The sequence below is a fragment of the Deinococcus sp. genome, from assembly GCF_018260555.1.
Classification (GTDB): domain Bacteria; phylum Deinococcota; class Deinococci; order Deinococcales; family Deinococcaceae; genus Deinococcus.
The window spans coordinates 1-21,774 of the sequence record NZ_JAGLBB010000025.1; the positions used below are offsets into that span (position 1 = coordinate 1).

General features: G+C 68.3%; 23 protein-coding genes. 11 read left to right on the forward strand and 12 right to left on the reverse strand.

Translation table 11 applies throughout. The annotated features are described in order from the left end of the window. Positions 1 to 330, forward strand: a 330-nt coding sequence (locus QZ271_RS06595; RefSeq protein ID WP_291429929.1) for a transposase, incomplete at its 5' end; no start/stop codon positions are given. 264 nt (positions 331 to 594) lie between these two features. After that, positions 595 to 813, forward strand: coding sequence for a hypothetical protein (locus QZ271_RS06600; protein ID WP_291429930.1), 219 nt, complete (start codon positions 595 to 597; stop codon positions 811 to 813). A gap of 226 nt (positions 814 to 1,039) precedes the next feature. Here QZ271_RS06600 and QZ271_RS06605 read toward each other — a convergent pair whose 3' ends face one another. Then, positions 1,040 to 1,714 (reverse strand): TetR/AcrR family transcriptional regulator, encoded by a 675-nt coding sequence (locus tag QZ271_RS06605; RefSeq protein ID WP_291429931.1) that lies wholly within the window; start codon positions 1,712 to 1,714, stop codon positions 1,040 to 1,042. Between the two features lie 624 nt (positions 1,715 to 2,338). Between QZ271_RS06605 and raiA the strand changes: the two genes are divergently transcribed. The 4 genes from raiA to tsaD all read left to right on the forward strand — a co-directional run bounded on the left by raiA (position 2,339) and on the right by tsaD (position 5,649). After that, positions 2,339 to 2,905 (forward strand): ribosome-associated translation inhibitor RaiA, encoded by a 567-nt coding sequence (gene raiA, locus QZ271_RS06610; protein WP_291429967.1) that lies wholly within the window; start codon positions 2,339 to 2,341, stop codon positions 2,903 to 2,905. A 126-nt stretch (positions 2,906 to 3,031) separates the two neighbouring features. After that, positions 3,032 to 4,129 (forward strand): butyrate kinase, encoded by a 1,098-nt coding sequence (locus tag QZ271_RS06615; RefSeq protein ID WP_291429932.1) that lies wholly within the window; start codon positions 3,032 to 3,034, stop codon positions 4,127 to 4,129. Position 4,130: 1 nt separating this feature from the next. Continuing rightward, positions 4,131 to 4,505, forward strand: a complete 375-nt coding sequence (locus QZ271_RS06620; RefSeq protein WP_291429933.1) for a hypothetical protein — start codon at positions 4,131 to 4,133, stop codon at positions 4,503 to 4,505. A gap of 106 nt (positions 4,506 to 4,611) precedes the next feature. Further along, entirely contained in the window at positions 4,612 to 5,649 is a 1,038-nt protein-coding gene (gene tsaD / locus QZ271_RS06625; RefSeq protein WP_291429934.1) for a tRNA (adenosine(37)-N6)-threonylcarbamoyltransferase complex transferase subunit TsaD, read from the forward strand. A 342-nt stretch (positions 5,650 to 5,991) separates the two neighbouring features. Here tsaD and QZ271_RS06630 read toward each other — a convergent pair whose 3' ends face one another. Then, positions 5,992 to 7,722, reverse strand: coding sequence for a long-chain fatty acid--CoA ligase (locus QZ271_RS06630; protein WP_291429935.1), 1,731 nt, complete (start codon positions 7,720 to 7,722; stop codon positions 5,992 to 5,994). A gap of 349 nt (positions 7,723 to 8,071) precedes the next feature. Here QZ271_RS06630 and QZ271_RS06635 point away from each other — a divergent pair, with 349 nt between their 5' ends. The 4 genes from QZ271_RS06635 (at position 8,072) to QZ271_RS06650 (ending at position 10,071) form a co-directional block, all read left to right on the forward strand. Then, positions 8,072 to 8,617 (forward strand): nucleoside deaminase, encoded by a 546-nt coding sequence (locus QZ271_RS06635; RefSeq protein ID WP_291429936.1) that lies wholly within the window; start codon positions 8,072 to 8,074, stop codon positions 8,615 to 8,617. 359 nt (positions 8,618 to 8,976) lie between these two features. Continuing rightward, positions 8,977 to 9,498, forward strand: a complete 522-nt coding sequence (locus QZ271_RS06640) for a DUF1999 domain-containing protein (RefSeq protein ID WP_291429937.1) — start codon at positions 8,977 to 8,979, stop codon at positions 9,496 to 9,498. Continuing rightward, the gene (locus QZ271_RS06645) at positions 9,498 to 9,722 is read left to right on the forward strand and encodes a heavy-metal-associated domain-containing protein (protein WP_291429938.1); all 225 of its coding nucleotides are present in this window, start codon (positions 9,498 to 9,500) and stop codon (positions 9,720 to 9,722) included. The genes QZ271_RS06640 and QZ271_RS06645 overlap by 1 nt, the downstream gene beginning before the upstream one ends. Position 9,723: 1 nt before the next feature. Then, entirely contained in the window at positions 9,724 to 10,071 is a 348-nt protein-coding gene (locus tag QZ271_RS06650) for a DUF503 family protein (RefSeq protein ID WP_291429939.1), read from the forward strand. A gap of 73 nt (positions 10,072 to 10,144) precedes the next feature. Here the strand turns inward: QZ271_RS06650 and lepB are convergent, their stop codons facing one another. The 10 genes from lepB to QZ271_RS06700 form a co-directional block, all read right to left on the reverse strand. Further along, complete coding sequence (lepB, locus tag QZ271_RS06655) at positions 10,145 to 10,927, reverse strand: signal peptidase I (RefSeq protein WP_291429940.1); 783 nt, start codon at positions 10,925 to 10,927, stop codon at positions 10,145 to 10,147. A 117-nt stretch (positions 10,928 to 11,044) separates the two neighbouring features. After that, positions 11,045 to 11,851: a patatin-like phospholipase family protein gene (locus QZ271_RS06660; protein WP_291429941.1), complete on the reverse strand. Its 807-nt coding sequence runs from the start codon at positions 11,849 to 11,851 to the stop codon at positions 11,045 to 11,047. Positions 11,852 to 11,934: 83 nt separating this feature from the next. Next, complete coding sequence (locus QZ271_RS06665) at positions 11,935 to 13,530, reverse strand: alpha-amylase family glycosyl hydrolase (protein WP_291429942.1); 1,596 nt, start codon at positions 13,528 to 13,530, stop codon at positions 11,935 to 11,937. Positions 13,531 to 13,736: 206 nt separating this feature from the next. Further along, on the reverse strand, positions 13,737 to 14,879 hold the full coding sequence (locus QZ271_RS06670) for an LCP family protein (RefSeq protein WP_291429943.1): 1,143 nt from the start codon (positions 14,877 to 14,879) through the stop codon (positions 13,737 to 13,739). A 139-nt stretch (positions 14,880 to 15,018) separates the two neighbouring features. Beyond that, positions 15,019 to 15,588 carry an N-acetyltransferase gene (locus QZ271_RS06675; protein ID WP_291429944.1) on the reverse strand — a complete coding sequence of 190 codons (570 nt, stop codon included), beginning with the start codon at positions 15,586 to 15,588 and terminating at the stop codon, positions 15,019 to 15,021. Positions 15,589 to 15,691: 103 nt separating this feature from the next. After that, on the reverse strand, positions 15,692 to 16,168 hold the full coding sequence (locus QZ271_RS06680; RefSeq protein WP_291429945.1) for a hypothetical protein: 477 nt from the start codon (positions 16,166 to 16,168) through the stop codon (positions 15,692 to 15,694). A gap of 268 nt (positions 16,169 to 16,436) precedes the next feature. Then, complete coding sequence (locus QZ271_RS06685; RefSeq protein ID WP_291429946.1) at positions 16,437 to 18,677, reverse strand: AAA family ATPase; 2,241 nt, start codon at positions 18,675 to 18,677, stop codon at positions 16,437 to 16,439. A gap of 184 nt (positions 18,678 to 18,861) precedes the next feature. Continuing rightward, a complete protein-coding gene (gene clpS / locus QZ271_RS06690; RefSeq protein ID WP_291429947.1) occupies positions 18,862 to 19,179 on the reverse strand; it encodes an ATP-dependent Clp protease adapter ClpS in 318 nt (105 codons plus the stop codon). A 283-nt stretch (positions 19,180 to 19,462) separates the two neighbouring features. Continuing rightward, positions 19,463 to 20,020: a desiccation-associated late embryogenesis abundant protein gene (locus tag QZ271_RS06695; RefSeq protein WP_291429948.1), complete on the reverse strand. Its 558-nt coding sequence runs from the start codon at positions 20,018 to 20,020 to the stop codon at positions 19,463 to 19,465. Between the two features lie 268 nt (positions 20,021 to 20,288). Further along, entirely contained in the window at positions 20,289 to 20,663 is a 375-nt protein-coding gene (locus tag QZ271_RS06700; protein ID WP_291429949.1) for a hypothetical protein, read from the reverse strand. A 92-nt stretch (positions 20,664 to 20,755) separates the two neighbouring features. Here QZ271_RS06700 and QZ271_RS06705 point away from each other — a divergent pair, with 92 nt between their 5' ends. Next, positions 20,756 to 21,736: a DUF1517 domain-containing protein gene (locus QZ271_RS06705; RefSeq protein WP_291429950.1), complete on the forward strand. Its 981-nt coding sequence runs from the start codon at positions 20,756 to 20,758 to the stop codon at positions 21,734 to 21,736. Positions 21,737 to 21,774 lie beyond the last annotated feature (38 nt).

The window sequence follows — 21,774 nt, forward strand, 5'->3', positions numbered from 1 at the left end:
GCCGCGCCGCCCGTTCCAGGGCGGCGGGGTCCTACGAAGCAGTCACATGGGCGGAATCTGGCGTTGCGGTGCCAGCAGCACCGCGCGGCGGTGCTGCTGTTCCTGCATGACTGCCGGGTGCCGTTCGACAACAATCAGGCAGAGCGGGATGTGCGGTCATGGTGCGTGAAACGCAAGGTATCTGGAGGATTCCGGTCCGAGGAGGGTGGGCGGAATTTTGCTCGGATCAGGAGTTACATCTCCACGTTGCAGAAGCAAGGTCTCAGCGTCTGGGAGGGTCTGGTCAGCGTGTTCACGGGTGACGTGCTCATGCCCAACTTCAACCCCTGAGCTCGCCCTGCTGAGCAGTTACCACTGCAGTTCTGAATTAAGTACACTGCGTTTATCTTGTCCATAAACCGCGCGGAGCGCGGATCAGAAGAAAGTACGTTGGAGCGGGAATGGAGAGGTTCCGGTGCTTTCCCGGCATGGCGCAATGTGAGCTTCAAGGTATTTAATCGGAATTCAGGTCAATGAGACAGAGGTCATTTCTGGTGACCCTCAATGTGGCTGGAAGTCAGAGAACTGTGTGAACCTTCTCATTACCCTGCCACTATGACCAGGAAGGCGAGGGACGCGAACAATTCAAGCTGGAATCAGTGGGGGACACCCTACCTGCGGGACCTGCGTGACACCCTGCGCAGTCGGGTCCCTCCAGCGCAAGCGCCGGCGCCGCCCATCTCGCCTGAAGCGCTCCGGCGTGCCCTGCTGGCCGAGGAGCAGCGTCAGGTGTTCGCGCTGCTCTACCGCCTGAGACGCGCCCGCCAGGACTGATACGGTGAATCAATCCGAGCGGACGCGAGGAGGAAGGACAGACGCGAGGAGGAAGGGCAGACGCCCCTTCGCGGTATGGAGCCACAGGCGGCGCCCTTCCGACTGTGGCGCAGTGGAGCGCAGTCCGTCTGAATCCCGAGCACCCCGCTCAGCGCCTAGACTCCCGTCCTCGAGGATGAGGGGTGCATGCAGCGCATTGACGGTAGGAGCCGATCGGCATCAGGGATTACAGAGGGTCGCGCTCACCAGGGGCCGGGTCGCGCAGGCTGATGCCGGGAGCCAACGCGCCGTGCATCAGCAGGCTGAACCGGTCCTGCCAGTCACGCAGCACCTCCCGCTGATCCCGGTGCCCGCCGTGCAGCAGCGCCAGAATGAAGGCGTCGACCAGCAGCACGCTCAGCATGTTGATGTTCGCCTCGGGCCGCAGGCGCCCCTGATTCTGCATGGCCAGCAGTACGGGTTCCACCATGGCCGCCAGGGTCAGCGCGGTCCGCATGCCGTCGCCGGGCACGCCGGGTGCACGCTGCGGGGCCGGTTTCGACTCCAGGGGTGACGCTCCCAGAACGGCCTGTCCGACCGCGCCGACCAGATGCTGGTAACGCACGCCCAGGTCCGCCATGCGGGCCGTGACCTTCTCCCAGACCTGCTGCGGGTTCGCCCCGGCCCGCAGGCGCTCGGTGGCGTCGTCGCGGCTGGCCTGCACGGCCTTCTCGAAATGCGCCAGCAGCATGTGAATCTTGCTGGGGTAGTAACGGTACAGGTTGGTGCGGCTCACGAACGCCGCCTGGGCGATGTCCTGCGCGCTGGTGGCGTCCAGGCCACTGCGCGCGAACAACTCGAAGGCCGCGCGGGCAATGCGCTCGCGCCGGGCGTCATCCTGTTCCTGGCGGTCTACCTTCACGCCACCAGAATACAGCGCGCCGGGACCGCTCATACGGACTTCCGCTCCACTGCGCCACAGTCGGAAGGGCGCCGCCTGCGGCTCCATACCGCGAAGGGGCGTCTGCCCTTCCTCCTCGCGTCCGCTCGGATGGATTCAGAACTGCAGCGAATCAATCTCAGTCCATGATACGGACTGCCGTCTGGTGGATTGACGGTCTGTTCCTGCGCCAGGGTGCCCACGCCGCGCCCGACCGGCTGCCCTGCATTCATCTGCCCTGCGGCGCAGCTCTTCGCGTCCGCTGGGAGTGAATGGCTTGCAAGAACCTGTTCCAACGGCGTGGGTACCGACTGTCCCGGGCCTTCATCTAAGGACCTTGAAGCTCACATGATAAACGCAGTGTACTTAGGCAGGGCACACCCGGCTGGCGAACACCGCCAGAACGGCGTGGGTGAGCGGGCATGTGGCACACGGCGGGCCTGTCACAGCAGGGTGACGACCACCCGTGTGCTCTCCGTCCCGGAGCATACCCCGGAAGCAGGGGCGGGCGCTGTGAGGTGTTCGCCTGACAGTTCCCTGACCCTGGGCCTATTGTGAGGTGACCGGAGCCGATCCCACCCTCCGGAAAAGGAAGAGGTGAAAGCCGTGCACATCTACAAGCTGTCAGGCCGGAACGTGGAAGTCACCGATCCCATGCGTGCGTACGTGCAGGAGAAACTCACGCGGCTGGACCGGTACAGCGATCAGATCACCGATGCCCGCGTGACCCTGACCGTCCGTGACGTGCGGGACTCCGGACGCCGAAACCGCGTCGAGGTTCAGCTGAACGTGCCCAGCGGCATCATCCGCGCAGAGGAACACCACGCGGACATGTACGCCGCCATCGATAAGGCCAGCGACGTTCTTGAACGGCAGTTGCGGAAATTCAAGACCCGCTACCTGAAAAGCCGTCATGACCTGACCCCGCAGCCCGAGCCGGGCCCGGCCGAAGCCGCCGTGAACGCCGAAGCGGACGACGTGACCGAATTCAGCCCCGAGATCGTCCGCATGAAGCGGTTTGACATGCGGCCCATGACCCCCGAGGACGCCGTCGCGCAGATGGAAGCGCTGGGACACGACTTCTACGTGTTCATGCATATGCAGACCAACACCTGCGGCGTCGTGTACCGCCGCAAGGACGGGCACTACGGGCTGATCGAACCGAGCGTGTAAAGCACGTCATAGGGGCTGCCGTCTGTTGCGTTCAGCGCAGCAGGTGGCGGTTCCCATGAGAGTGCATTGAAGATCGCCTCATTTGTCCCTTCGGGGGGAGCGGTCAATCTGCTACGCTGCGGCGTTGTGATCGCCCACGTGATCAATCCAGGAACCAGCGGCGTCAAGCTCGCGTGCGCGCGCATTGACCCCAGCGCCAATCCGGCGCTCCCCGGACAGCTTCGCCTGACCCTCACCCGCGCCGAACTGCCCCTCGGCGGCCCGCCCACCGCCGCGCAGGTGCCGGACATCACGCAGGCCATCCTGGACCTGGCCGCCGACTGGCCCGCCCCGGACGCCTTCGTGGGACGTGGCGGTCTGATCGGCCAGGTCGCCACCGGCACCTACCGCGTGACCCCTGAACTCTCCGCGTACGCCGCGCAGGGTGAGCGCGGCCTGTACCCGCCCAACCTGGGCGGCCCGCTGGCGCTCGCTGCCGCCCTGGTACGCGGCGTGCCGGCCTTTATCGTGGACCCGCAGAGCGCCGACGAACTGCTACCCGAAGCGCGTGTGACTGGCCTGCGCGGGATTCACCGCACCGCAGAATTTCACGCCCTGAACGCCCGCGCCGTCGCCCGGCGCGCCGCGCACGAGGTCGGCACACGCTTTCAGGACGCCCGCATCGTCGTGGCGCACCTGGGGGCCACCACCAGCGTCACCGCCTTCGACCGGGGCCGCGCGGTCGACACCACCGGCACCGGCCCCGACGGCGGCCCCATGGGGGCCATGCAGAGCGGCCCCATCGCGCCCCGCGCGCTCCTGGCCCTGGCACGCACCCTCGGCGACAGCGCCGCCCTGACCCGCCTGAGCAGCGAGGGCGGATTCCTCGCCCTGACCGGCAGCAAAGACCTGCGCGACCTCGAAACCCGGCTGCAGTCCGAAACTGACGTGCAGACGGTTGCCGCCGCCTTCGTTCATCAGGTGTGCAAGGCCCTGGGCGAGCAGACCGGGGCCCTTAGTGCCCGCCCGGACGCGCTGGTCATCACGGGCGGTATTGCCCGCTGGGAGGAACTCGTGGACCGCATCGAGCGGCGCGTCGCGTGGATCGCCCCGGTTCTCGTCATACCCGGCGAACTGGAACTCGAAGCGCTGGCCGAAGGTGCCGGGCGCGTCCTGCTGGGTCTCGAACAGGCCCGCGAGTGGAGCCCACCCGACGGCGCGGCGTCTGCCCACGGCGCCCCCTGACATGCCCCGGCGCCGCGCCCCCCGCACCGCCCCCGACCCCATCCGCGCCACGAGCATGTGGCGTGTGGATCAGGTCTTCCTGGCCCGGAACGGCGTCCGCGTGGAAGTCACCTGTTCCCTCGTCAACGACCAGGGGGGCCTGCGCAACCTGAGCGTCACCGCGCCCACCGACGACCCGCACGCTGCCGTCCGCCACGCCGCCCGCTTCATCGCCGGAAAAGGCAACGTGGCGAGTGCCCGGCACGCCCGTGTCCGCTGGACCCGTGAACAGGCCACCACGGAACAGGACGCCCTGATCCGCGACCGCGCCCTGGAAGACGAATTCCTGGACGAATTCGAGGACACCCTCGCTGCCGTGCGCGACCAGCAACGCTGATCTGGGCTGCCGTCTCTGGCCCGTTCTCAACCCACCCAGGTGGCGTCCGCTCCCGACCAGCGTCCATCACCGTTTGCGTCTGGCGTGCCTGCTACACTCCGTCCCGATGAGTGTTTCTGCCGCCTCCGTGCCGCCCTTTCCGCGTTCCGCGCCTGTTCGTGTGCTGGGAATCGATACGTCCTGTGACGATACCGGTGTCGGCATCGTGGAACTGCTGCCAGACGGGCGCGTGAACCTGCTGGCCAACCGGGTGTGGTCCCAGGCGGTCCACGCCCGCTACGGCGGGGTCATGCCGGAACTCGCGAGCCGTGAGCACGTGGAACGCATCGACGAGATCATGGGCGACGCGCTGCGCGAGGCGAACCTGACCGTGAGTGACATCGGCGCGGTGGCTGCCACGTCCGGCCCCGGACTGGTCGGGGCGCTGCTGGTCGGCCTGATGTACGGCAAGGGCCTGGCGCAGGCACTGAACGTTCCGTTCCACGCGGCGCACCACCTGGAAGGGCACATTTTCGCGGCGGCCAGCGAGGGAGACTTGCGCGCCCCATTCCTGGCCCTGGTGGTCAGCGGCGGGCACACGCACCTGTTCGACGTGCCGCGCGACGGCGAGTACGTTCTGGTCGGCGCGACCATGGACGACGCAGCGGGCGAGGCCTTCGACAAGATTGCCCGGCTGGCCGGACTGGGCTACCCCGGCGGCCCGGCCATCAGCGAGGCCGCCAAGCGCGGCAATCCGGACGCCGTGCCGTTCAAGGAGCCGCTGCAGGGGCAGAAGACCTTCAACTTCAGTTTCAGCGGCCTGAAAACGGCGGCGCTACTCGCCCACCGGGGGGGCGCGGCCCCCGAGGACCTCGCGGCCAGTTTCCAGCGGGCGGCCGTGAACGTCCTCGTGAAAACCACGTCCCGCGCCGCGCACGCCCAGGGCCGGGGCACCGTCGTGGTGTCCGGCGGCGTCGCCGCGAACGCCGCGCTGCGCGAAGCGTTTGGCGCCACCGACCTGAACGTCGTGTTTCCCGGTCGGGGCATGAACACCGATAACGGAGCCATGATCGCCCTGGCCGGGGCCGCCGCCATCCGCTCTGGCCGGCCCGCCAGCCCGCTGGACGGCAGCGCTACCGCCTACGCGCCGCTGGCGAACGCCTGACACGGACTCTGGTTGCTTCGGGGCAGTTCTGAAGCAATCCGAGCGGACGCGAGTAGGAACAGCAGACGGGTTTCGCGGTATGGAGCCGCAGGCGGTGTCTTCCCGACTGTGGTGGAATGGAGCGGAATCCGTAAGACACGGACTCCGGTTGCTTCGGGGCAGTTCTGAATCAATCCGAGCGGACGCGAGGAGGAGCTACACACGCACCTGGGGGGGATGGAGCCGTAGGCGGCCTTCCCGACGGGGGCGAAATGGAGCGCAGTCCGGAGAGGACCAGAGGCAGGCGGGGTGTGACCGTTTAACCGGCACACCCCGCTTCTGTGTTGCTGCTGGGTTCCAGGGTCAGGCGCTCTTGGCTTGTTTCTGGGCGTTACGGGTTTGCTGGGCCTCGCGGGCTTCCTGGGCCAGCTGGCGGCGCAGGGTTTTCATGGCGGCCGTCTTGGGCAGTTCGGTGCGGAATTCGACGCTGCGGGGCACCTTGTAGTTGCTCAGCAGGCTCCTGCAGTGGGCGATGATGTCGGCCTCGGTAGCGTTCATGCCGGGTTTCAGGACCACGACGGCGTGCACGCTTTCGCCGCGGTAGGTGTCGGGCAGGCCGACGGCGGCGGCTTCCATGACGGCCGGGTGACTCATCAGGGCTTCCTCGACCTCGCGGGGGTAGATGTTGAAGCCGCCAGCGATAATCAGGTCCTTCTTCCGGTCCACGATCCGGAAGTACCCGTCAGCGTCCATGGTGGCCATATCGCCGGTCATCAGCCAGGTCAGACCATACGCCTCACGCAGGGTCTTGGCGGTCTCGTCAGGGCGCTGCCAGTAGCCTTTCATGATCATCGGACCGGCGATCCACAGTTCGCCGACCTCGCCGGGCGCGACGATCTGCCCCTCGTCATCCACGACGATGGCCTCTACGCCGGGGAACGGTACGCCGATGCTGCCTTCGCGGTGCTCGCCGAAGATGGGGTTGGCGTGCGTGATGGGGCTCGCCTCGGTCAGGCCGTAGCCCTCGACCAGGTTGGCGCCGCCCGTGATCTCCTTGAAGCGGCGCGACGTTTCGAGCAGCAGGGGCGCGCTGCCGCTGATGCAGGCGCGGATGCTGGTCAGGTCGTGCCTGGGCGTGTCCGGGTGGTTGTTGATGGCGTTGTAAAGTGTGGGCACGCCGGGGAACAGCGTGGCACCGGACGACGTGATCTGCGACAGCACCATCTTGATGTCGCGCGGGTTCGGCACCAGCACCAGGGTCGCGCCGGTCAGGACGCTGAGGTTCATGGCGACCGTCATGCCGTACACGTGGAAGAACGGGATGGCGCCCAGCGTTACTTCATGCCCGTCGCGCAGGTCACTCATCCACGCGCGGGCCTGCTCGCTGTTCGACACGAGGTTGCCGTGGGTCAGCATCGCGCCCTTGGGCACGCCGGTGGTGCCGCCGGTGTACTGGAGCAGGGCCACGTCGTCAGTGCTGATGTTCACGCTGGGCGCGGCGGGGGCCTGCGACGCGAGCACCTTGGCGTACGGGAGCACGCGCTCGTCGAACGGCACAGTCACCCAGGTGCCCTCGCGGCGCGCCTTGATGGGGTACAGCAGGTTTTTCGGGAAGGGCAGGGCGTCGTGCACGCCGGTCACCAGGGTCCGTTTGACCGGCACGCGGGCGCGGATTTCCGCATAGCGGGGGTAGAAGGTATCCAGGATGACCAGGGTCTCGCTGCCACTGTCGTTCAGCTGGTGTTCCAGTTCGGACGGGGTGTACATGGGACTGGTGTTCACGGCAACCGCGCCGGCCAGCAGCGTGCCGTAGAAGCTGGTCACGAACTGCGGGCTGTTGGGCAGCATGATGGACACGCGGTCGCCGGGGCGTACGCCCATCTTCCGCAGCGCGGCGGCAAAGCGCTGGGCGTTCTGGTACAGCTGCCCGTAGGTGGTGTTCGCCCCGATAAAGGACATAGCCACGCGGTCCGGGTACTTCTCGGCGGCGCGGCGCAGCAGGTCCGGCAGGGTCAGGCCGCTGGGCGCGAAGGCATGCGGTACGCCGGGTTCGTAGCTGCTGAGCCAGGGGCGGGTGGGGGTTACGTGGGTCATGGCACTCCTGCAGGGACTGGGGGGCACCCCGCCCTCAGCTGAGGTCTGAGGGACATGGGGGAGAAGGTGGAATCTGTTCCGGCGTGGCTGGAGGGTACTCAGCCCATGACCCCGGCGGGTCCGCATCGGAACAGATCAGTACGAAGTTGAACTCAGTATAAGCAAATTTGACGGCGCTTCAAGAACCGACTGCCCACGGGTGGGCCGGGGCATCTGGAAGTCACCCCAGCCCACCCGTCCCCCGGCGACCGCCCGTCTGGCCCCCCCGTCACTGGAGGTCCCCTTCACGCAGGCGTGACAATCCAGCCGAAGCTACGGAATTCTCTGTGCGGCGCGTCACACTGCCGCCATGCCTGCCCTCCACCGCTCTGCCCCGGAACACCGCCGCTGGCTGCAACTCGCCCTCGACCTGGCCCGCGAGGCCCAGCAGGCCGGGAGCGCACCCGTCGGGGCCGTGCTGGTCGATGCCAGCGGCCACGAGGTCGCGCGCGGCCGCAACCGCGTGGCCGAGGCCCAGACGCCCGAACACGTCGGCAGGGCCAGCGTCGCCCACGCCGAGATGGACCTGTACTTCAACGTGGGAAAAGTGGAGAATCCTGAAACGCTGACGCTCTACACCAGCCTGGAACCCTGCCTGATGTGTGGCGGGGCCAGCGCCCTGCTCGGCGTGGGCCGCCTCGTGTGGGTCACCGACGACCCCTGGGGCGGCTCGGGCCGCCTGATCGCCTGGGCTGACCATCCCGCCATGCAGACCACCGAGGTCCTGCCCACTCCCGATCCCGAACTGGAACAGCAGGGGGCGCTGCTGTTCGCTCCGGAAGCCCGGCGCGCCTTCCCTGACGAGGGCTGGGCGCTGTGGCAGAAGCGCTACCCCAAAGAGACCGCCCACCTGTAATACGGATTCCGATTGATTCGGCGCACTTCTGAATCAATCCGAGTGGACGCGAGTAGGAACAGCATACGGATTCCGCGGTGTGGAGCCGCAGGCGGCGCTTTTCCGACTGTGGCGGAATGGAGCGGAATCCGTATAAGACGAACTCCGATTAAATGGACTGCAAAGACCTTTCAATCCGAGCGGACGCGAGTGGGAGCAATGCGGGTTCCGGGCCTGGAGTGGGTAACCCGCTGTGGCTGGTAAATGAAACAGACGCAGTCCATGTACGACATAGGACAGGGCTTGTTCCCCGCCCGGTTTCACCCGCGCCCGCGCGCCTCTTCACGGTGCACGCGCCGCGCATGCACTAGCTTTGAGCTATGCGTTACCGCACCTTTTCCGAGGCCGACTACCCGGCCATGCAGGCACTGGACCTGGCCCTGCAACGCCAGGACCCTGCCTTCGACACCCTGCCCGAACGCGAACGCGACGGCCGCCTGCACACCAGCCAGCCCGCCCTGAAATTCTATGAGCGCAGCGAGCACTCGTTCGTGGCCGAGGACGGTGACACGCTGGTCGGCTTCATCCTGGCCCAGCCGGTGTGGCAGGGTGACCGCCCGCTGGTGCTCGTACGGACGGTCAGCGTCCTGCCCGGCGCGCCCGAAGGCACCAGCACCGGCCTGCTGCACGCCGCCGTGAAAAGCGCCTACGACACCGCCGTATACGAAGTCCACTTCACCCTGACCCCCGACCTGCTCGACGCCGCCACCAGTGAAAGTGCCGTCTTGACCGGTCAGAGCGCTGTATGTCACCTGGGCACCCGCGCCGACACGGCGCCCGGCACCCGCCTGCGCACCGGGCCGCGCGCACCCGCACCGGGCATGCCAGAACACGGCGCATAATGGCAGGCATGACCTCCAACGCTGCCCGCGTAGTGCTGGGCGTGCGCGGCATGACCCGCGACGCGGGAACCTCTGTTGCCGCCGCCCTGAGCGCCCTGCCCGGCGTGACCCGCGCCACGCCCGACGAGGGCCGGATCGAAGGGCACTACGATCCCTCGCAACTGCCGGTCATGGACCTCGTGCGCTCGGTGCGCTCCCAGGGGTTCCTGGCCGGCATGCTCTAGCGTGGCCCTCGGCTACGTGGGCGTCCTGACCGTCCGGCTTGAAATGCCCTGGGTCGCCAGCCTGAAAGAGAAACGCGCACTGGTCCGGCCGGTCGTGGAACGCCTGAAAGCCCGCTTTCCCTTGACCGTCGCCCGTCTGGACGGCCTGGACGCCCACGACTGGGAAGTGATCGGCGTGGCGACCATCAGTAGCGATTACGGCTGGGTCGAGGAAACGCTGCGGATGGCCGCCAACTACATCGCCAAGGAAGGCCCCTACCGCGTGACCGACGAACGCACCGAGATCACCGCGCTGGGCGACGACACCGACGAGGACCTCCCTGGCGAAGACGGCGGAACGCACTTCTGATACGGATTGCGCTGTATGGAGCCGCCGGCGGTGTCTTCCCGACTGTGGCGGAATGGAGCGGCAGTCCGTATGGTTACTTGTTCAGGGCGGCTTTCAGGGTGTCGAAGGCGGCGGGGGGCGTCAGCAGACGCCAGTTCAGGACGTTCTCGCCGCTGAATTCCGCCACTGCTCCGGCGTTACAGTCGTACTTCACGTTCGCCTTGCGCATGATGGGCCACACGACGGCGGCGGCGCGGCCCGCCACGTCGCGGCGCTCGACCGGGCCGATCATGCGGGAGTCCTCCGAGCCGTTCGCGGTGCGGTTGTCGCCCATCACGTAGTACGTGCCCTGCGGCACCGTGAACTCCTTCTGGTCCTGCACCACGCCGTAACTCACGGACGCCGTGGCGTTGTTTGCCAGGTCGCTCTGGGTGTCCCAGCAGCCCTGCTCCTGCCAGTAGGCGGTCGTCCAGCTGGAATCCAGCGGCGTGCCGTTCACGGTGACTTCGCCGCCACTGACGCTGATCCGGTCTCCGGGCAGGCCGATCAGGCGTTTGATCAGGAACGGGCGGTAGGTCCACAGGCCGAATGCGCTCTTGTTCAGGTTGGCGATCTTCTCGGCGGCCGTGCGGGACGGTTTGAAGATCAGGATGTCCCCGCGTTTGAATTCCCCCACCCCGGCTTTGTGCAGCCACGTTTCGTACTTGGGTACGAACACGCGTTCCCGGTCCCGCAGGTTCGGCATCATGCTCACACCGTCCACGCCGACCAGAGTCGCCACGAACTGCGTGATGACGACCGCGAACACGATCGGTTCAAGCAGTTCCTTCCACAGTTTCTGAAAGGCGGACGGTGCAGGTCTGTCAGGTCTGGTCATGCAAAGCGCAGAATACCGGATGAAGTCGGGCCGCATGGCCCCTGCTCTTACCACCCCCCCATCCGCTTCCGGCCGGGTCCGGGCGCTTTTCCCGAAACCGTCTGGAAGCGGGCGCTGTCAGCCGAACAGGGCGCTTAGGCGCGGCAACTCGGCCAGGGCGGCGTCCTTCCCGGCGCGGATGGCCTGCGCGGAACGGTTGAAACTGACCAGATCAATGTCGCCCAGGTGCGGGCGCAGCAGCACGTCCGGGCGGTACAGGCTGACGCGGGCGTCCGTCAGTTGTGCCTGCATGATCTCCACCGAGCGCCGCAGCGCGCGTACCGGCCCCAGGTTCGCCTCGCGTTTCCACAGCAGTACGCGCCGCTCGTGCAGTTCCAGCGGGTCCGGCGCGGTCACGTCGATGGCCAGCACGCGCCGCGCCCCCAGGAACAGCGCGGCGTCTACCGGCACCTGATTCAGAATCCCGCCGTCCGAGAGCAGCATGTCGTCAACCGCCACGGGTTCGATCGCGCCGGGGTACGCGGTCGTGGCCCGCAGCGCCTCGTGAAGATTCCCGCGCGTCAGGTACACGGCGCGCCCCGAGAGCATGTCGGTCGCGGTGATCGCCAGCGGCACCTTCAACTCCTCGAAGGTGCGCGGCAGGTGCTGTGAGAGCCACGCGTTTAGGATGGACGCGCGGATCAGGCCCGGGCCGGGCCGCAGGTCCAGCAGTCGCCGCCACGACACGGACTCCGAGATGCGGATCAGTTCCGGGGCGCTGTAACCGGCGGCAATGAACGCCCCGACCAGGCCGCCCATGCTCGTTCCGGCAATCACGCCGGGCGTCAGGCCGTGCTCTTCCAGGACGTGCCACGCGCCCACGTGCGCCAGCCCGCGCGCGCCGCCGCCGCCCAGCACCAATCCGTACCCCACCCGTGCCCTCATGCGGTCATTCTACGTTCTGCACCGGCTTCATCTTGTGCGTTGCGGACAGCCGTTTCAGTAAAGTCTCACCTCTGGGTCCCTGGTCAACGCAGGATGCGGGCCTCGTCGGGACGCAGGGGCGCGCCGCTCGCTGGCCGGTCGCCCAGGCTGCTCAGGAGCGTCTCGCCGCGCGTCAGGCCCCCCAGGTCGTGTTCCCGGCTCCCCATGTTGAGCAGGACAGTCAGGGTCTCGCCGTGACCTTCGCGGACGAAGGCGAACACGTCCTCCGGGGCGTCCACGCTGCGGTACGTGCCGCCGATCAGGGCCGGGTGCCCTTCGCGCAGGCGGGTCAGGGCGCGGAAGTAATTCAGGTCGCTGGCCGGATCCTGCTCCTGCGCGGCCACGTTCAGGATGACGGCGTCGTCTGCGAGGGGAAGCCACGGGGTCGTGCCGGGCGCGCTGAAGCCCGCGTTGACGGCATCGTCCCACTGCATGGGCGTGCGTTCCGGGTCGCGGCCCGCTTCGGGGCTGTCCGGCTGTTGCAGCGCAGCCGGATCCACGATGCGGTCGGCCGGAATGACCACGTCGCGCATGCCGATCTCGTCGCCGTAGTACACGGTGGGCGTCCCGCGCAGCGTCAGCAGCAGCGTCTGCGCCACGCGGTACTGCGCGTCTCCCACGCGGCTGCGGAAGCGGCGCTGGTCGTGGTTGCCGAGCACCCAGTTCGGCCACGCGCCCGCTGCGAGGCACGCCGCGTCGTACCCGTCTGTGAACTGCCGAACCTGGGCGGCGTTCCAGGGCAACAGGATCAGGTGGAAGTTGAACGGTAGGTGCACCATCCGGGCGTCCTCCGTGCCCGAATAGGTCAGGAGCCGGTCCACCGGCAGGTAGATTTCACCCACCATCATGCGGTCGTCGAACTCCTCCAGCACGGCGCGCATCTCCCGGATGTACCCGTGCGTCTCGGGCTGGTCCTGGGTGTACGGGTGGAGCAGACTCGAGTGTTCAGGCTGCCCGGGCTGCCAGTCGGGGTTCCGGGGTTCGTCCAGGTAGCGGTTGTCCTCGGCCAGCAGCCAGATCACGTCCACCCGGAAGCCATCTACACCCCGGCGCATCCAGAAACGCAGCACGTCAAACATGGCCGCGCGCACGGCCGGGTTGCGCCAGTTCAGGTCCGGCTGGCTGGGCAGGAACTGGTGCAGGTAGTACTGCCCGCTGGCCCCGTCCAGTGTCCAGGCGGGGCCGCCAAAGAAGGACTTCCAGTTGTTGGGTACGCCGCCGCCGGGGGCCGGGTCGCGCCACACGTACCAGTCGCGTTTCGCGCTGCTTGGGCCGGTCAGCGCTTCCTGGAACCAGGCGTGGTCGGACGAGGAGTGGTTGGGAACGTAGTCCAGCATGATCTTCAGGCCCAGGCGGTGGGCCTGTGCGACCAGCGCGTCGAAGTCCTCCAGCGTGCCGAACAGCGGGTCGATGGCGCAGTAATCGGCCACATCGTACCCGAAGTCCCGCATGGGGCTCTTGAAGATGGGGGAGAGCCACACGGCCCGCACGCCCAGGCTCGCCACGTACGGCAGGCGGCGCGTGATGCCGCGCAGGTCTCCCACGCCGTCGCCGCTGTCGTCCTGGTAGGAGCGCGGGTAGATCTGGTAGATGATGCCGCTCTGCCACCACTTCAGATTGCCGGTCAGGGAGGAAGTCACACGGAGCACGGTACGGTCTGAATCGGTTCAGATCAAGGGGGCTTGATCGGATGCCGCCTGTCTCCTTGACAACCCGGATCAGCCCCGCCTTGATACCGTTACGCACGGAACCCAATTTTCTCTTGCTCGCTCTGATCCGGTTGAATGGGTTGCGAACCAGTCAGCCGGAGTCCGTATGACCGCCGACTTCTGACCACCAGCGCGTCTCAGGGCGCGGGCGTATCCGATCCCAGCCGGATGGTCACGTCTGCGCCCGCCGCGCCCGGCGTGTCGGTAACCGCCCCGAATCCCACGTCCCGCAGTACCTGCGCCGCCGCCCCACCCGAGGCGGTCGTCCTGGCCGCACCACGCGGCTCACTGACGATCCAGACGTTCGTGTAGCCCAGACCCTCCAGCCTCGCTTTCAGGCGGCCCGCGCTGCCGTCCGGGGCGTCCATGTTCACGACCGCCACGCCCAGCGACCGCACGTCATCCGGATCACGGAACGCCTTGCGGATCAGGGCGTTCAGGGTCACGCGGTCCACCTCCCACACGCTCGCCGCGCCCCGGTACCCGAAGGTACCCGGCACGCTGAACGTCTGCACCTGCGGGCCTGAGAGCGCCGCGCCGCCCAGGGCCGCGACCTGTGTGCGCGTCAGGTTGGTCTTCACGTTGCGGTCCACGGCGCCCACCATCATCGGCAACCGCCACACGTTCAGTGGATTGCGAACCTGCGCGCCCAGCGCGGTCAGGAACTGCTGCTGCCGCGCGATCCGCCCGATATCACCGAGGTTGTCATGCCGGAAGCGCAGAAACCCGGCCGCCTGCTCGCCGTTCAGGCGCTGACGCCCCGGCTTCAGGTCAATGTGCAGTTTTCCGGCGTTGTCGTCGTACTTCATGGCCTGCCCCACATCGACCGTCACGCCCCCGGCCGCCGCCGTCATGGCCGGAATGGCGTTCAGGCTGACCAGCGCGTACGCGTCCACGCGCACGCCCGTCAGGTCCTGTACGGCCCGCATCAGCAGGTCCGGGCCGCCGTGCACGTTCGCGCCGTTGATCTTGCCCCACCCGTACCCCGGCATGTTCACCCACGAGTCACGCGGCACGCCCAGCATGTTCACTCGACCGTCCGGCCACACCTGCGTGAGCATGATTGTGTCGGTACGGGTCGCGTACGACTCGGCCTTCGCGGGCCAGGGCCACACGGCGGCGCGGTCGTCGTAGTCCACGTCCACACCGGCCAGCAGCACCGTCAGCGGGCCGTCCGCCTTGCGCGGAATGGCCGCGTACCGCGAGAGAAACGGAGCGGCGGGGGCAACGACCGCTGCCAGACCCGCCGCCGCAACAAGAACCCACACAACGCGGCGCACGCCGCCGAGCATAGCGCCCGCACGCCGCGGGCGGATCAACCGGAGGATGACCCCGGCCATACCGGACGCCCGACCAACCCACCCGGGCGGTGCACCCAGGCACGCCACCAGCCCCTGACCCCACCAGAGCGGACGCCCCTTAACCGGGCAGAGTCCAGATCAGGTGCGTGTACGATCCGCCCGCCAGCGTGCGCCTGCCTGCCGCGCGGAAGCCCACGCGGGCGTACAGCGCCGCGGCACGGTTGCCGTCCTCGACCAGCAGGCCCACGCGGCGCAGGCCCTGCGCCCCCGCCTGGGCCGCCGCCGCTTGCAGCAGTGTGGCACCCACCCCCTGTCCGCGCGCCGCCTCGGTCACGGCCAGCGTGTCCAGGTACAGTTCGCCGGGCGTGCCCTCAGACTCCACCTGCGCCGGCAGTCCCAGGGACGCCAGTCGCTCGCGGAACGGGTCGTCCAGCGCGTGGGCCTGAGCGCCGGGGTAGGCCAGCAGCAGCCCCAGCGGTTCGGGGCCACGCGCGGCGATCTGCACGTTCTGGTAACTCAGGCGGTTGCCGCGCAGCGGGAAAAAGCCCAGCATGGCCCGCGCCGCCCCGGTATCCGAATCGGCCCCGGTCAGGGCCAATCCGACCTTGCCGATGGTCTGCTGCACCAGGGGCACGGCGAACGCCGCGTCGAAGGGGACAGCCGGGCGGGTCACGACGGGCTCAATCATGCCGGGCAGCATACCCCCGGCGCTGTGGTCGCGGCCTCGTTCCCCTCACCACACTGAAAAATCGGACCCCCACAGGAGTCCGGCTCTTCATGCCCCCGGCAAGTCAGTTCAGAGTGATCTTGTTGGCTTTCAGGGTGCTGCTGGCCTCGTCGATCTCACCTTCGACGGCGATCTTGGCGGCTGCGCGATCAGTGCCGAAGAACTCGTCGGCCGTGGTGGCGCCGCCCTCGAACACGGTGGCATCATCGACAGTGACAGCGTAGTTGGCGTCGTTCTCGTTCAGCGTGAAGGTCTTGGCGGTGCCGTCGAAGTCGGTCACGGTGCCTTCCAGGCCGTCGCCTACGGCCATGTCGATCTCTTCGCCCACGGTGGCGTCATCGGCGTTGGTGACCGTGCTGTCAACGCCAGGGTCAGCGGCATTGTCGGTAGCACCCTCGCCTTCGGCGACGGGGTTCGCCACGGTGGGTTCGTTCGTCCCGGTGGTGGCGGTGCCTGTATCGGTCGTGGTGGTCGTGTCTTCCTTGGGAGCGCAGGAGGCGAGAAGGGCGGCGGTCAGCAGGGCCAGCAGGGTGGGTTTCATGACACGATCTTCCCGGCTAGGCTGCCCCTCAGATGAGGGGAATCATAGGGAATCTTCACGTCCAGCACGTTAAAACTCCTGGAACGGATTCTGCCTATTTTACCGATCACCTGCGACGGTAGCGGGCAACGAACTCCACGCCCGGAATCCAATTCTCTCCTGCTCGCTCTACGGCGCTCCTACCCGAGTCCGTATGACTTACGGATGAAATGGTCACGCGGGCAGCGGACCAAAGCGGCGCCTCCTGTGACCCCTTCGGCTGCGCCCGTTAATTGAACGTGAATTCCCCGTTGCGGACGCCCACTTTCACCGACCCACCGCCTTTCAGGCGGCCGAACAGCAAGTCGTCGGCCAGCGGGCGCTTGACGCGCGTCTCGATCACGCGGGCCAGTGGCCGCGCCCCCATGACCGGGTCGTAGCCCAGTTCGGCCAGTCGCGCGCGGGCCGCCGGACTGACCGTGAGCGTCACGCCCCGCTCGGTCAGTTGGGCCTGCAATTCCCGCAGGAACTTGTCCACCACGCCCCCCATGACCGCCGGGGACAGCGGCGAGAAGTGCAGCGTGGCGTCCAGACGGTTGCGGAATTCCGGCGTGAAGGTCCGCTTCACGGCCCCCGCCTCCTCGCCCGCGCGGCCCACCCGCCCGAAGCCCAGCGCGGGCCGCGCGGCGTCGGCGGCCCCGGCGTTCGTGGTGAAGATCAGGATCACTCCCCGGCCGTCCACCTTCTTCCCGGTATGGTCGGTCAGGGTGCCGTGATCCATCAGTTGTAAAAAGACGTTGTACACGTCCGGGTGGGCCTTCTCGATCTCGTCGAGCAGCACCACCGAGTGCGGGTGCTTCGCCACGGCGTCCGTCAGCAGGCCCCCCTGATCGAAGCCCACGTACCCGGGCGGCGCTCCGATCAGGCGCGCGACCGTGTGCGCCTCCTGGTACTCGCTCATGTCGAAGCGCGCCAGGTGAATGCCCAGCCGCTCGGCCAGTGCGCGGGCCAGTTCGGTCTTGCCCACCCCGGTCGGCCCGGCGAACAGGAACGCTCCCTGCGGTTTCTGCGGGTCGCGCAGGCCCGCGCGGGCCAGTTTCACGGCGCTCGCCACGGCCTCCACGGCCGCGTCCTGCCCGAACACCCGTGTGCGCAGGTCCGCGCCCAGCGTGGCCAGCGACGTGACCTCCTCGGCGCGCACCGCGCCCAGCGGCACCCGCGCCATGCGGGCCACCGTGCCCTCGATGTCCGGCACGTCGATCTCGCCGCCCTTCCCGGCGCTGCTGCGCGCCGCGCCGGACTCGTCGAGCACGTCGATGGCCTTGTCCGGCAGGAAGCGGTCGCGCAGGTAGCGCACGGAAAGCCGCACCGCCGCCTCCAGCGCCCCCGGCGTGAATGTCACCCCGTGATGCGCCTCGTAGCGTCCCGAGAGCCCCTGCACGATCTTCAGGGCGTCCTCCTCGCTGGGCTCGGGCACCTCGACCGTCTGGAAGCGCCGCCACAGCGCCCGGTCCTTCTCCAGGAAGCGCAGCTCGGCCGGCGTGGTCGCGCCCAGCACCCGCAGCCCATGACCGTGCACCCCGCCGCGTGCCAGGGCGGGTTTCAGGAGGTTCGCGGCGTCCACATTCCCGCCCTCGGTCGCTCCGGCTCCCACCAGCGTGTGCAGCTCATCGATGAACAGCACCGCGTTGCGCCCCTCCAGCGCCGCGAGGACCGCCTTCAACCGCGCCTCGAAATCGCCCCGGTAGCGGGTGCCGGCCAGCAGCGCCCCCAGGTCCAGCGCGAACACCGACGCGTCCCGCAGGAATCCCGGTGCCCGCCCGTCCGCCACCCGCTGCGCGAGCCCCTCGGCCAGCGCGGTCTTGCCCACGCCCGGTTCGCCGACCAGGACCGGGTTGTTCTTCCCGCGCCGCGCCAGAATATGCACCGTGCGCTCCAGCTCCGCCTCGCGGCCGATTACCGGATCGAATTGCCCGGCGCGCGCCAGCTCGGTCAGGTCCGACGCGTACGCCTCCAGCGGGTCCAGCTCCGGCGCCGCGCCCTCCGCCCCGGCCGCGTCCGGGCCGTCCACGCCCGCCACGCGCCGCTCACGGCCCTGACCCGACACCTTCGCCGACCCATGCGACACGAAGGTCAGGACATCTAGCCGCGACGCTCCCTGCGCCTCGATGGCCGCGCGCGCCGGACTGTCCTCCTCCTCCAGCAACTCCACCAGCACGCGCGCGCCGTCCGCCTCCTGGGCGCCCTTCCCGCTGGCATGTAGTTGCAAGACGGCGCCTTCGACCACCCGGTGGACGCCCAGCGTGAACTCCGGCTCGGCGTCCGGCACGGTGTCAAGCCCTGCCAGGACCGTCCGCAGGTCGTCGCGCAACCTCTCCACGTCCACGCCCACCGCCAGCAGCGCCTCGCGGCCCTCCGGGTCGTGCGTCAGGGCCAGCAGCAGGTGTTCCAGCGTCACCAGTTCATGCCCCGCCTCGCGCGCGTAGTCCGCCGCGCGGCCAATCGTCACCTGTAAGTGATTGCTGATCATATCGACTCCGCTAAGAGGGAGCGCGCCAGGCGCCTGAGAGGGATTCCGTGTAGGTCGTTCTCAATCCCGCACAACGCCGGGCGGCCAACCTCAAGCTCCGAGCCACGCCCACCCGCTCTGGGACTCAGCTCTCCGGGTGTGTTCGGGTGGAAAGTGTGTGTCACCCTGTTCACCCCCATCCGTATCATTCGCCCGCCTCCGGTTCAGCCACCACTCGCAGCGGGAACCCCTCCTGCCGCGCGGCCGCCATGACCTGCGCCACCTTCGTCTCGGCCACGTCCCGCGAGTACACGCCCGCCACGCCCTGCCCCTTGTGATGCACGGCCAGCATGATCAGCTCGGCCTCCTGCTCGGTCTTGCGGAAAAAGCGGCGCAGCACCTCCACCACGAACTCCATCGGGGTGTAATCGTCGTTCAGCAGCAGTACCCGGAACAGCCGGGGCCGCTGCGTTCGCGTGCGCTCCAGCGTCTGGGTTCCAGAGTCAAGGTCGCGGCGTGTCATGTCGCCGAGTGTAGCGGCCCGCCGACCCAGCCGCCGCCAGGCGCGCGGTCCAGGGCAAGGGAGGCCAGAAGGGGGCCGATACGGATTCCGCTCCATTCCGCCACAGTCGGGAAGACACCGCCTGCGGCTCCATACCGCGAAACCCGTATCCTGTTCCTACTCGCGTCCGCTCGGACTGATTCAGAACTGCACTGAATCAATCGGAATCCTTATCATCCGGAAGCCGCATCACAGGCCGCGCCCCCTCCGTGGGGAGGGGGCGCGTGGTGAACCGGAACGGGGATCAGGCGTTCTTGGCGTCGCGGACGGCACCCTTGACATCGTTGACGGCCTTGGTGGCGTCGGCCTTCGCCTCGGCGACCTTGGCCTGCGCGTCGGCCTTGACCTCGGCGGCCTTGTCGGCAGCGGCGTTCTTCGCGTCGGTAGCGGCGTTCCGGGCCTTGTCACTCACGTCGGCGGCCTTGTCGCTGGCGGTCGCAGCGGCGTCCTTGGCAGCGTCGGCGGCTTTACCGGATGCGTCGGCCACGGCGTCTTTCACGTCACCGGCCACCTGCTTGGCCTTGTCGGCTGCGGCCTGCCCGCCGTCAGCGGCGGCGTCTTTGACCTCGCTGGCCTTGTCGGCAATGACGGCCCCGGCATCCTTGGCGGCGTCCTTGGTCTTCTCCCAGCCTTTCGTGACGCTCTGGCCCACGTCCTGCGCGGCGTCCTTGAGACCCAGGTCCGCCAGTTTGGCGTCCAGGGCGCGGCGGTTCTGCTCGCGGCTGAAGTAGTACGCCCCGGCGCCCACCAGGGCACCCAGGACCAGCAGGCGTTTCACGGGGAAATGACGATCGTTATTCATGAGAGCCAGCCTACGCCCCGCTCATCGGTGCAGGATGAGCCGCAATTCACGGGCAGTTCACGCCCGGCAGGCCCCCGGCTGCGCGCTCTGGGGGGGGTGTCGGTACCCCGGCGTGTTGGTCGGCGGCCAACAAAACACAAGGCAGTCCGTATGACCTGCCGTACTCTACGCATTCCGTCTGTTTCGCTGACAACTCAGAACGTCGCCGTGTTGTCAATTCCACGCCCGGAACCCGGCCCGCTCCCACTCGCTTCGGTCGGAGTCCGTCTTACCCTAACAGGCCCAGGCGGCGCGCCAGTTCCTGCCCCAGCACCCACTCCTCGGGCTCCTCGGTGCCCTCCACGCGTACCAGCACGCACTCGCGGCTCAGGTAGAACGCCACGATCTTCTCCCAGGCTTCCTCCTCGGTGTCTGCCGTTTCCTCGATATCTTCCAGGGTGCCCCACACGTCACCGTCTACCTCGGCGCTGCGCAGGGCCTCGGCGTGCCCGCTCATCACGTACGCGTCCACGACCTCGTCACGGCGGTACGTTTCGCCGTCCCGGCGCCGGTCCAGGCGGTCGTCCCGCTCGAACAGGCTCTCCAGGAGGGCGTTCCACTGCCCGGCACTCAGGGTTATCACGTCGCGTCGCTCGTCACTCACGCGCGCAGTGTACCCGCCGGACCCCGCGCCACAAGGCCGCATGAAGGGCGCCCAGGGGAACGCCGCAGCGTGCCGACCCGTACACTGCGCATATGCAGCCCGCCTCCCGCATTTCCGGCGTCCGCACCCACCGTCCCCTTCTGCTCAGCGCCCTGCTGACGCTGCTGGCCCTGACGTCCCTGCTGCTTGCGCCGGCCCACGCGCAGTCCGGCGGTGGGTTCGGCGGCAGCTCCCGTGGTTCCGGCAGTTCCGGAGGCGGGTACGGCGGCGGCTATAGCGGAGGCGGGTACAGCGGCGGCGGCTACAGCCGGGGCGGCGGCTACGGGGGCGGCTACAGCGGCCCGATCATCATCAACGGCGGCGGCGGATTCGGGTACGGGTACGGCGGCGGTGGCGGCGGCCTGATCCCCCTGGTCCTGTTCGGCGTGGTGGTCTTCGTGGTGATCGGCGCCATGCGACGCAGCCTCGGCGGGGGCGGCAAGGGCCTGGCCGGGCTCAGCGGCACCGCGCAGGCGCTCAGCGTGCAACTCCTGCTGGCCGAGGGTGACGAGGTCAAACGCGCCCTGCAACGCGTCGCGCAAAACGGCGACCCCGACACCAACGAGGGACTGGCCCGCATGTTGCAGGAAGCGGCGCTCGTGGCGCTGCGCCACCCGGAACGCTGGGTGTACGGCACCGTGCAGCGTGCCCAGGGGTCCGCCGAGACCGCCGACAGTCAGGTGGGCGCGTGGGCCACCGAAGCCCGCGCCGCTTTTACCGAGCAGACCACCAGCAACTACCAGAACAGGGACCCGAACAGCGGTTACGCCCGCCGCGACGACTACGCCTTCAAGCACGACGCCGCCGACCAGTACCTCGCCGTGACCCTGGCCGTCGCGGCGCATACCCTGGCCGCCCTGCCGCCCGCCGGAGTCACGAACGCCGCCGAGGCCCGCGCCGCCCTGAGCGCCATCAGTTCCGTCACGCCCGGCGACCTGATCCGCGCCGAGGTCATCTGGAGCCCCGACGCCGAGGGCGAATTCCTCAGCGAGGACGAGGCCATCCAGAAGTACCCCAACCTGACCCGCCTGTAACGGCCGCCGCTCAGGGCGGCCCGGCCGGACTGTTCAGC

Bases quoted from the DNA above. Each gene is read 5' to 3' on its own strand.
- QZ271_RS06600 (WP_291429930.1), top strand. From the start codon at position 595: ATGACCAGGAAGGCGAGGGACGCGAACAATTCAAGCTGGAATCAGTGG.
- QZ271_RS06620 (WP_291429933.1), top strand. From the start codon at position 4,131: ATGCCCCGGCGCCGCGCCCCCCGCACCGCCCCCGACCCCATCCGCGCC.
- tsaD (WP_291429934.1), top strand. From the start codon at position 4,612: ATGAGTGTTTCTGCCGCCTCCGTGCCGCCCTTTCCGCGTTCCGCGCCT.
- QZ271_RS06630 (WP_291429935.1), bottom strand. From the start codon at position 7,722: ATGACCCACGTAACCCCCACCCGCCCCTGGCTCAGCAGCTACGAACCC.
- QZ271_RS06635 (WP_291429936.1), top strand. From the start codon at position 8,072: ATGCCTGCCCTCCACCGCTCTGCCCCGGAACACCGCCGCTGGCTGCAA.
- QZ271_RS06640 (WP_291429937.1), top strand. From the start codon at position 8,977: ATGCGTTACCGCACCTTTTCCGAGGCCGACTACCCGGCCATGCAGGCA.
- QZ271_RS06645 (WP_291429938.1), top strand. From the start codon at position 9,498: ATGGCAGGCATGACCTCCAACGCTGCCCGCGTAGTGCTGGGCGTGCGC.
- lepB (WP_291429940.1), bottom strand. From the start codon at position 10,927: ATGACCAGACCTGACAGACCTGCACCGTCCGCCTTTCAGAAACTGTGG.
- QZ271_RS06660 (WP_291429941.1), bottom strand. From the start codon at position 11,851: ATGAGGGCACGGGTGGGGTACGGATTGGTGCTGGGCGGCGGCGGCGCG.
- QZ271_RS06675 (WP_291429944.1), bottom strand. From the start codon at position 15,588: ATGATTGAGCCCGTCGTGACCCGCCCGGCTGTCCCCTTCGACGCGGCG.
- QZ271_RS06680 (WP_291429945.1), bottom strand. From the start codon at position 16,168: ATGAAACCCACCCTGCTGGCCCTGCTGACCGCCGCCCTTCTCGCCTCC.
- QZ271_RS06685 (WP_291429946.1), bottom strand. From the start codon at position 18,677: ATGATCAGCAATCACTTACAGGTGACGATTGGCCGCGCGGCGGACTAC.
- clpS (WP_291429947.1), bottom strand. From the start codon at position 19,179: ATGACACGCCGCGACCTTGACTCTGGAACCCAGACGCTGGAGCGCACG.
- QZ271_RS06695 (WP_291429948.1), bottom strand. From the start codon at position 20,020: ATGAATAACGATCGTCATTTCCCCGTGAAACGCCTGCTGGTCCTGGGT.
- QZ271_RS06705 (WP_291429950.1), top strand. From the start codon at position 20,756: ATGCAGCCCGCCTCCCGCATTTCCGGCGTCCGCACCCACCGTCCCCTT.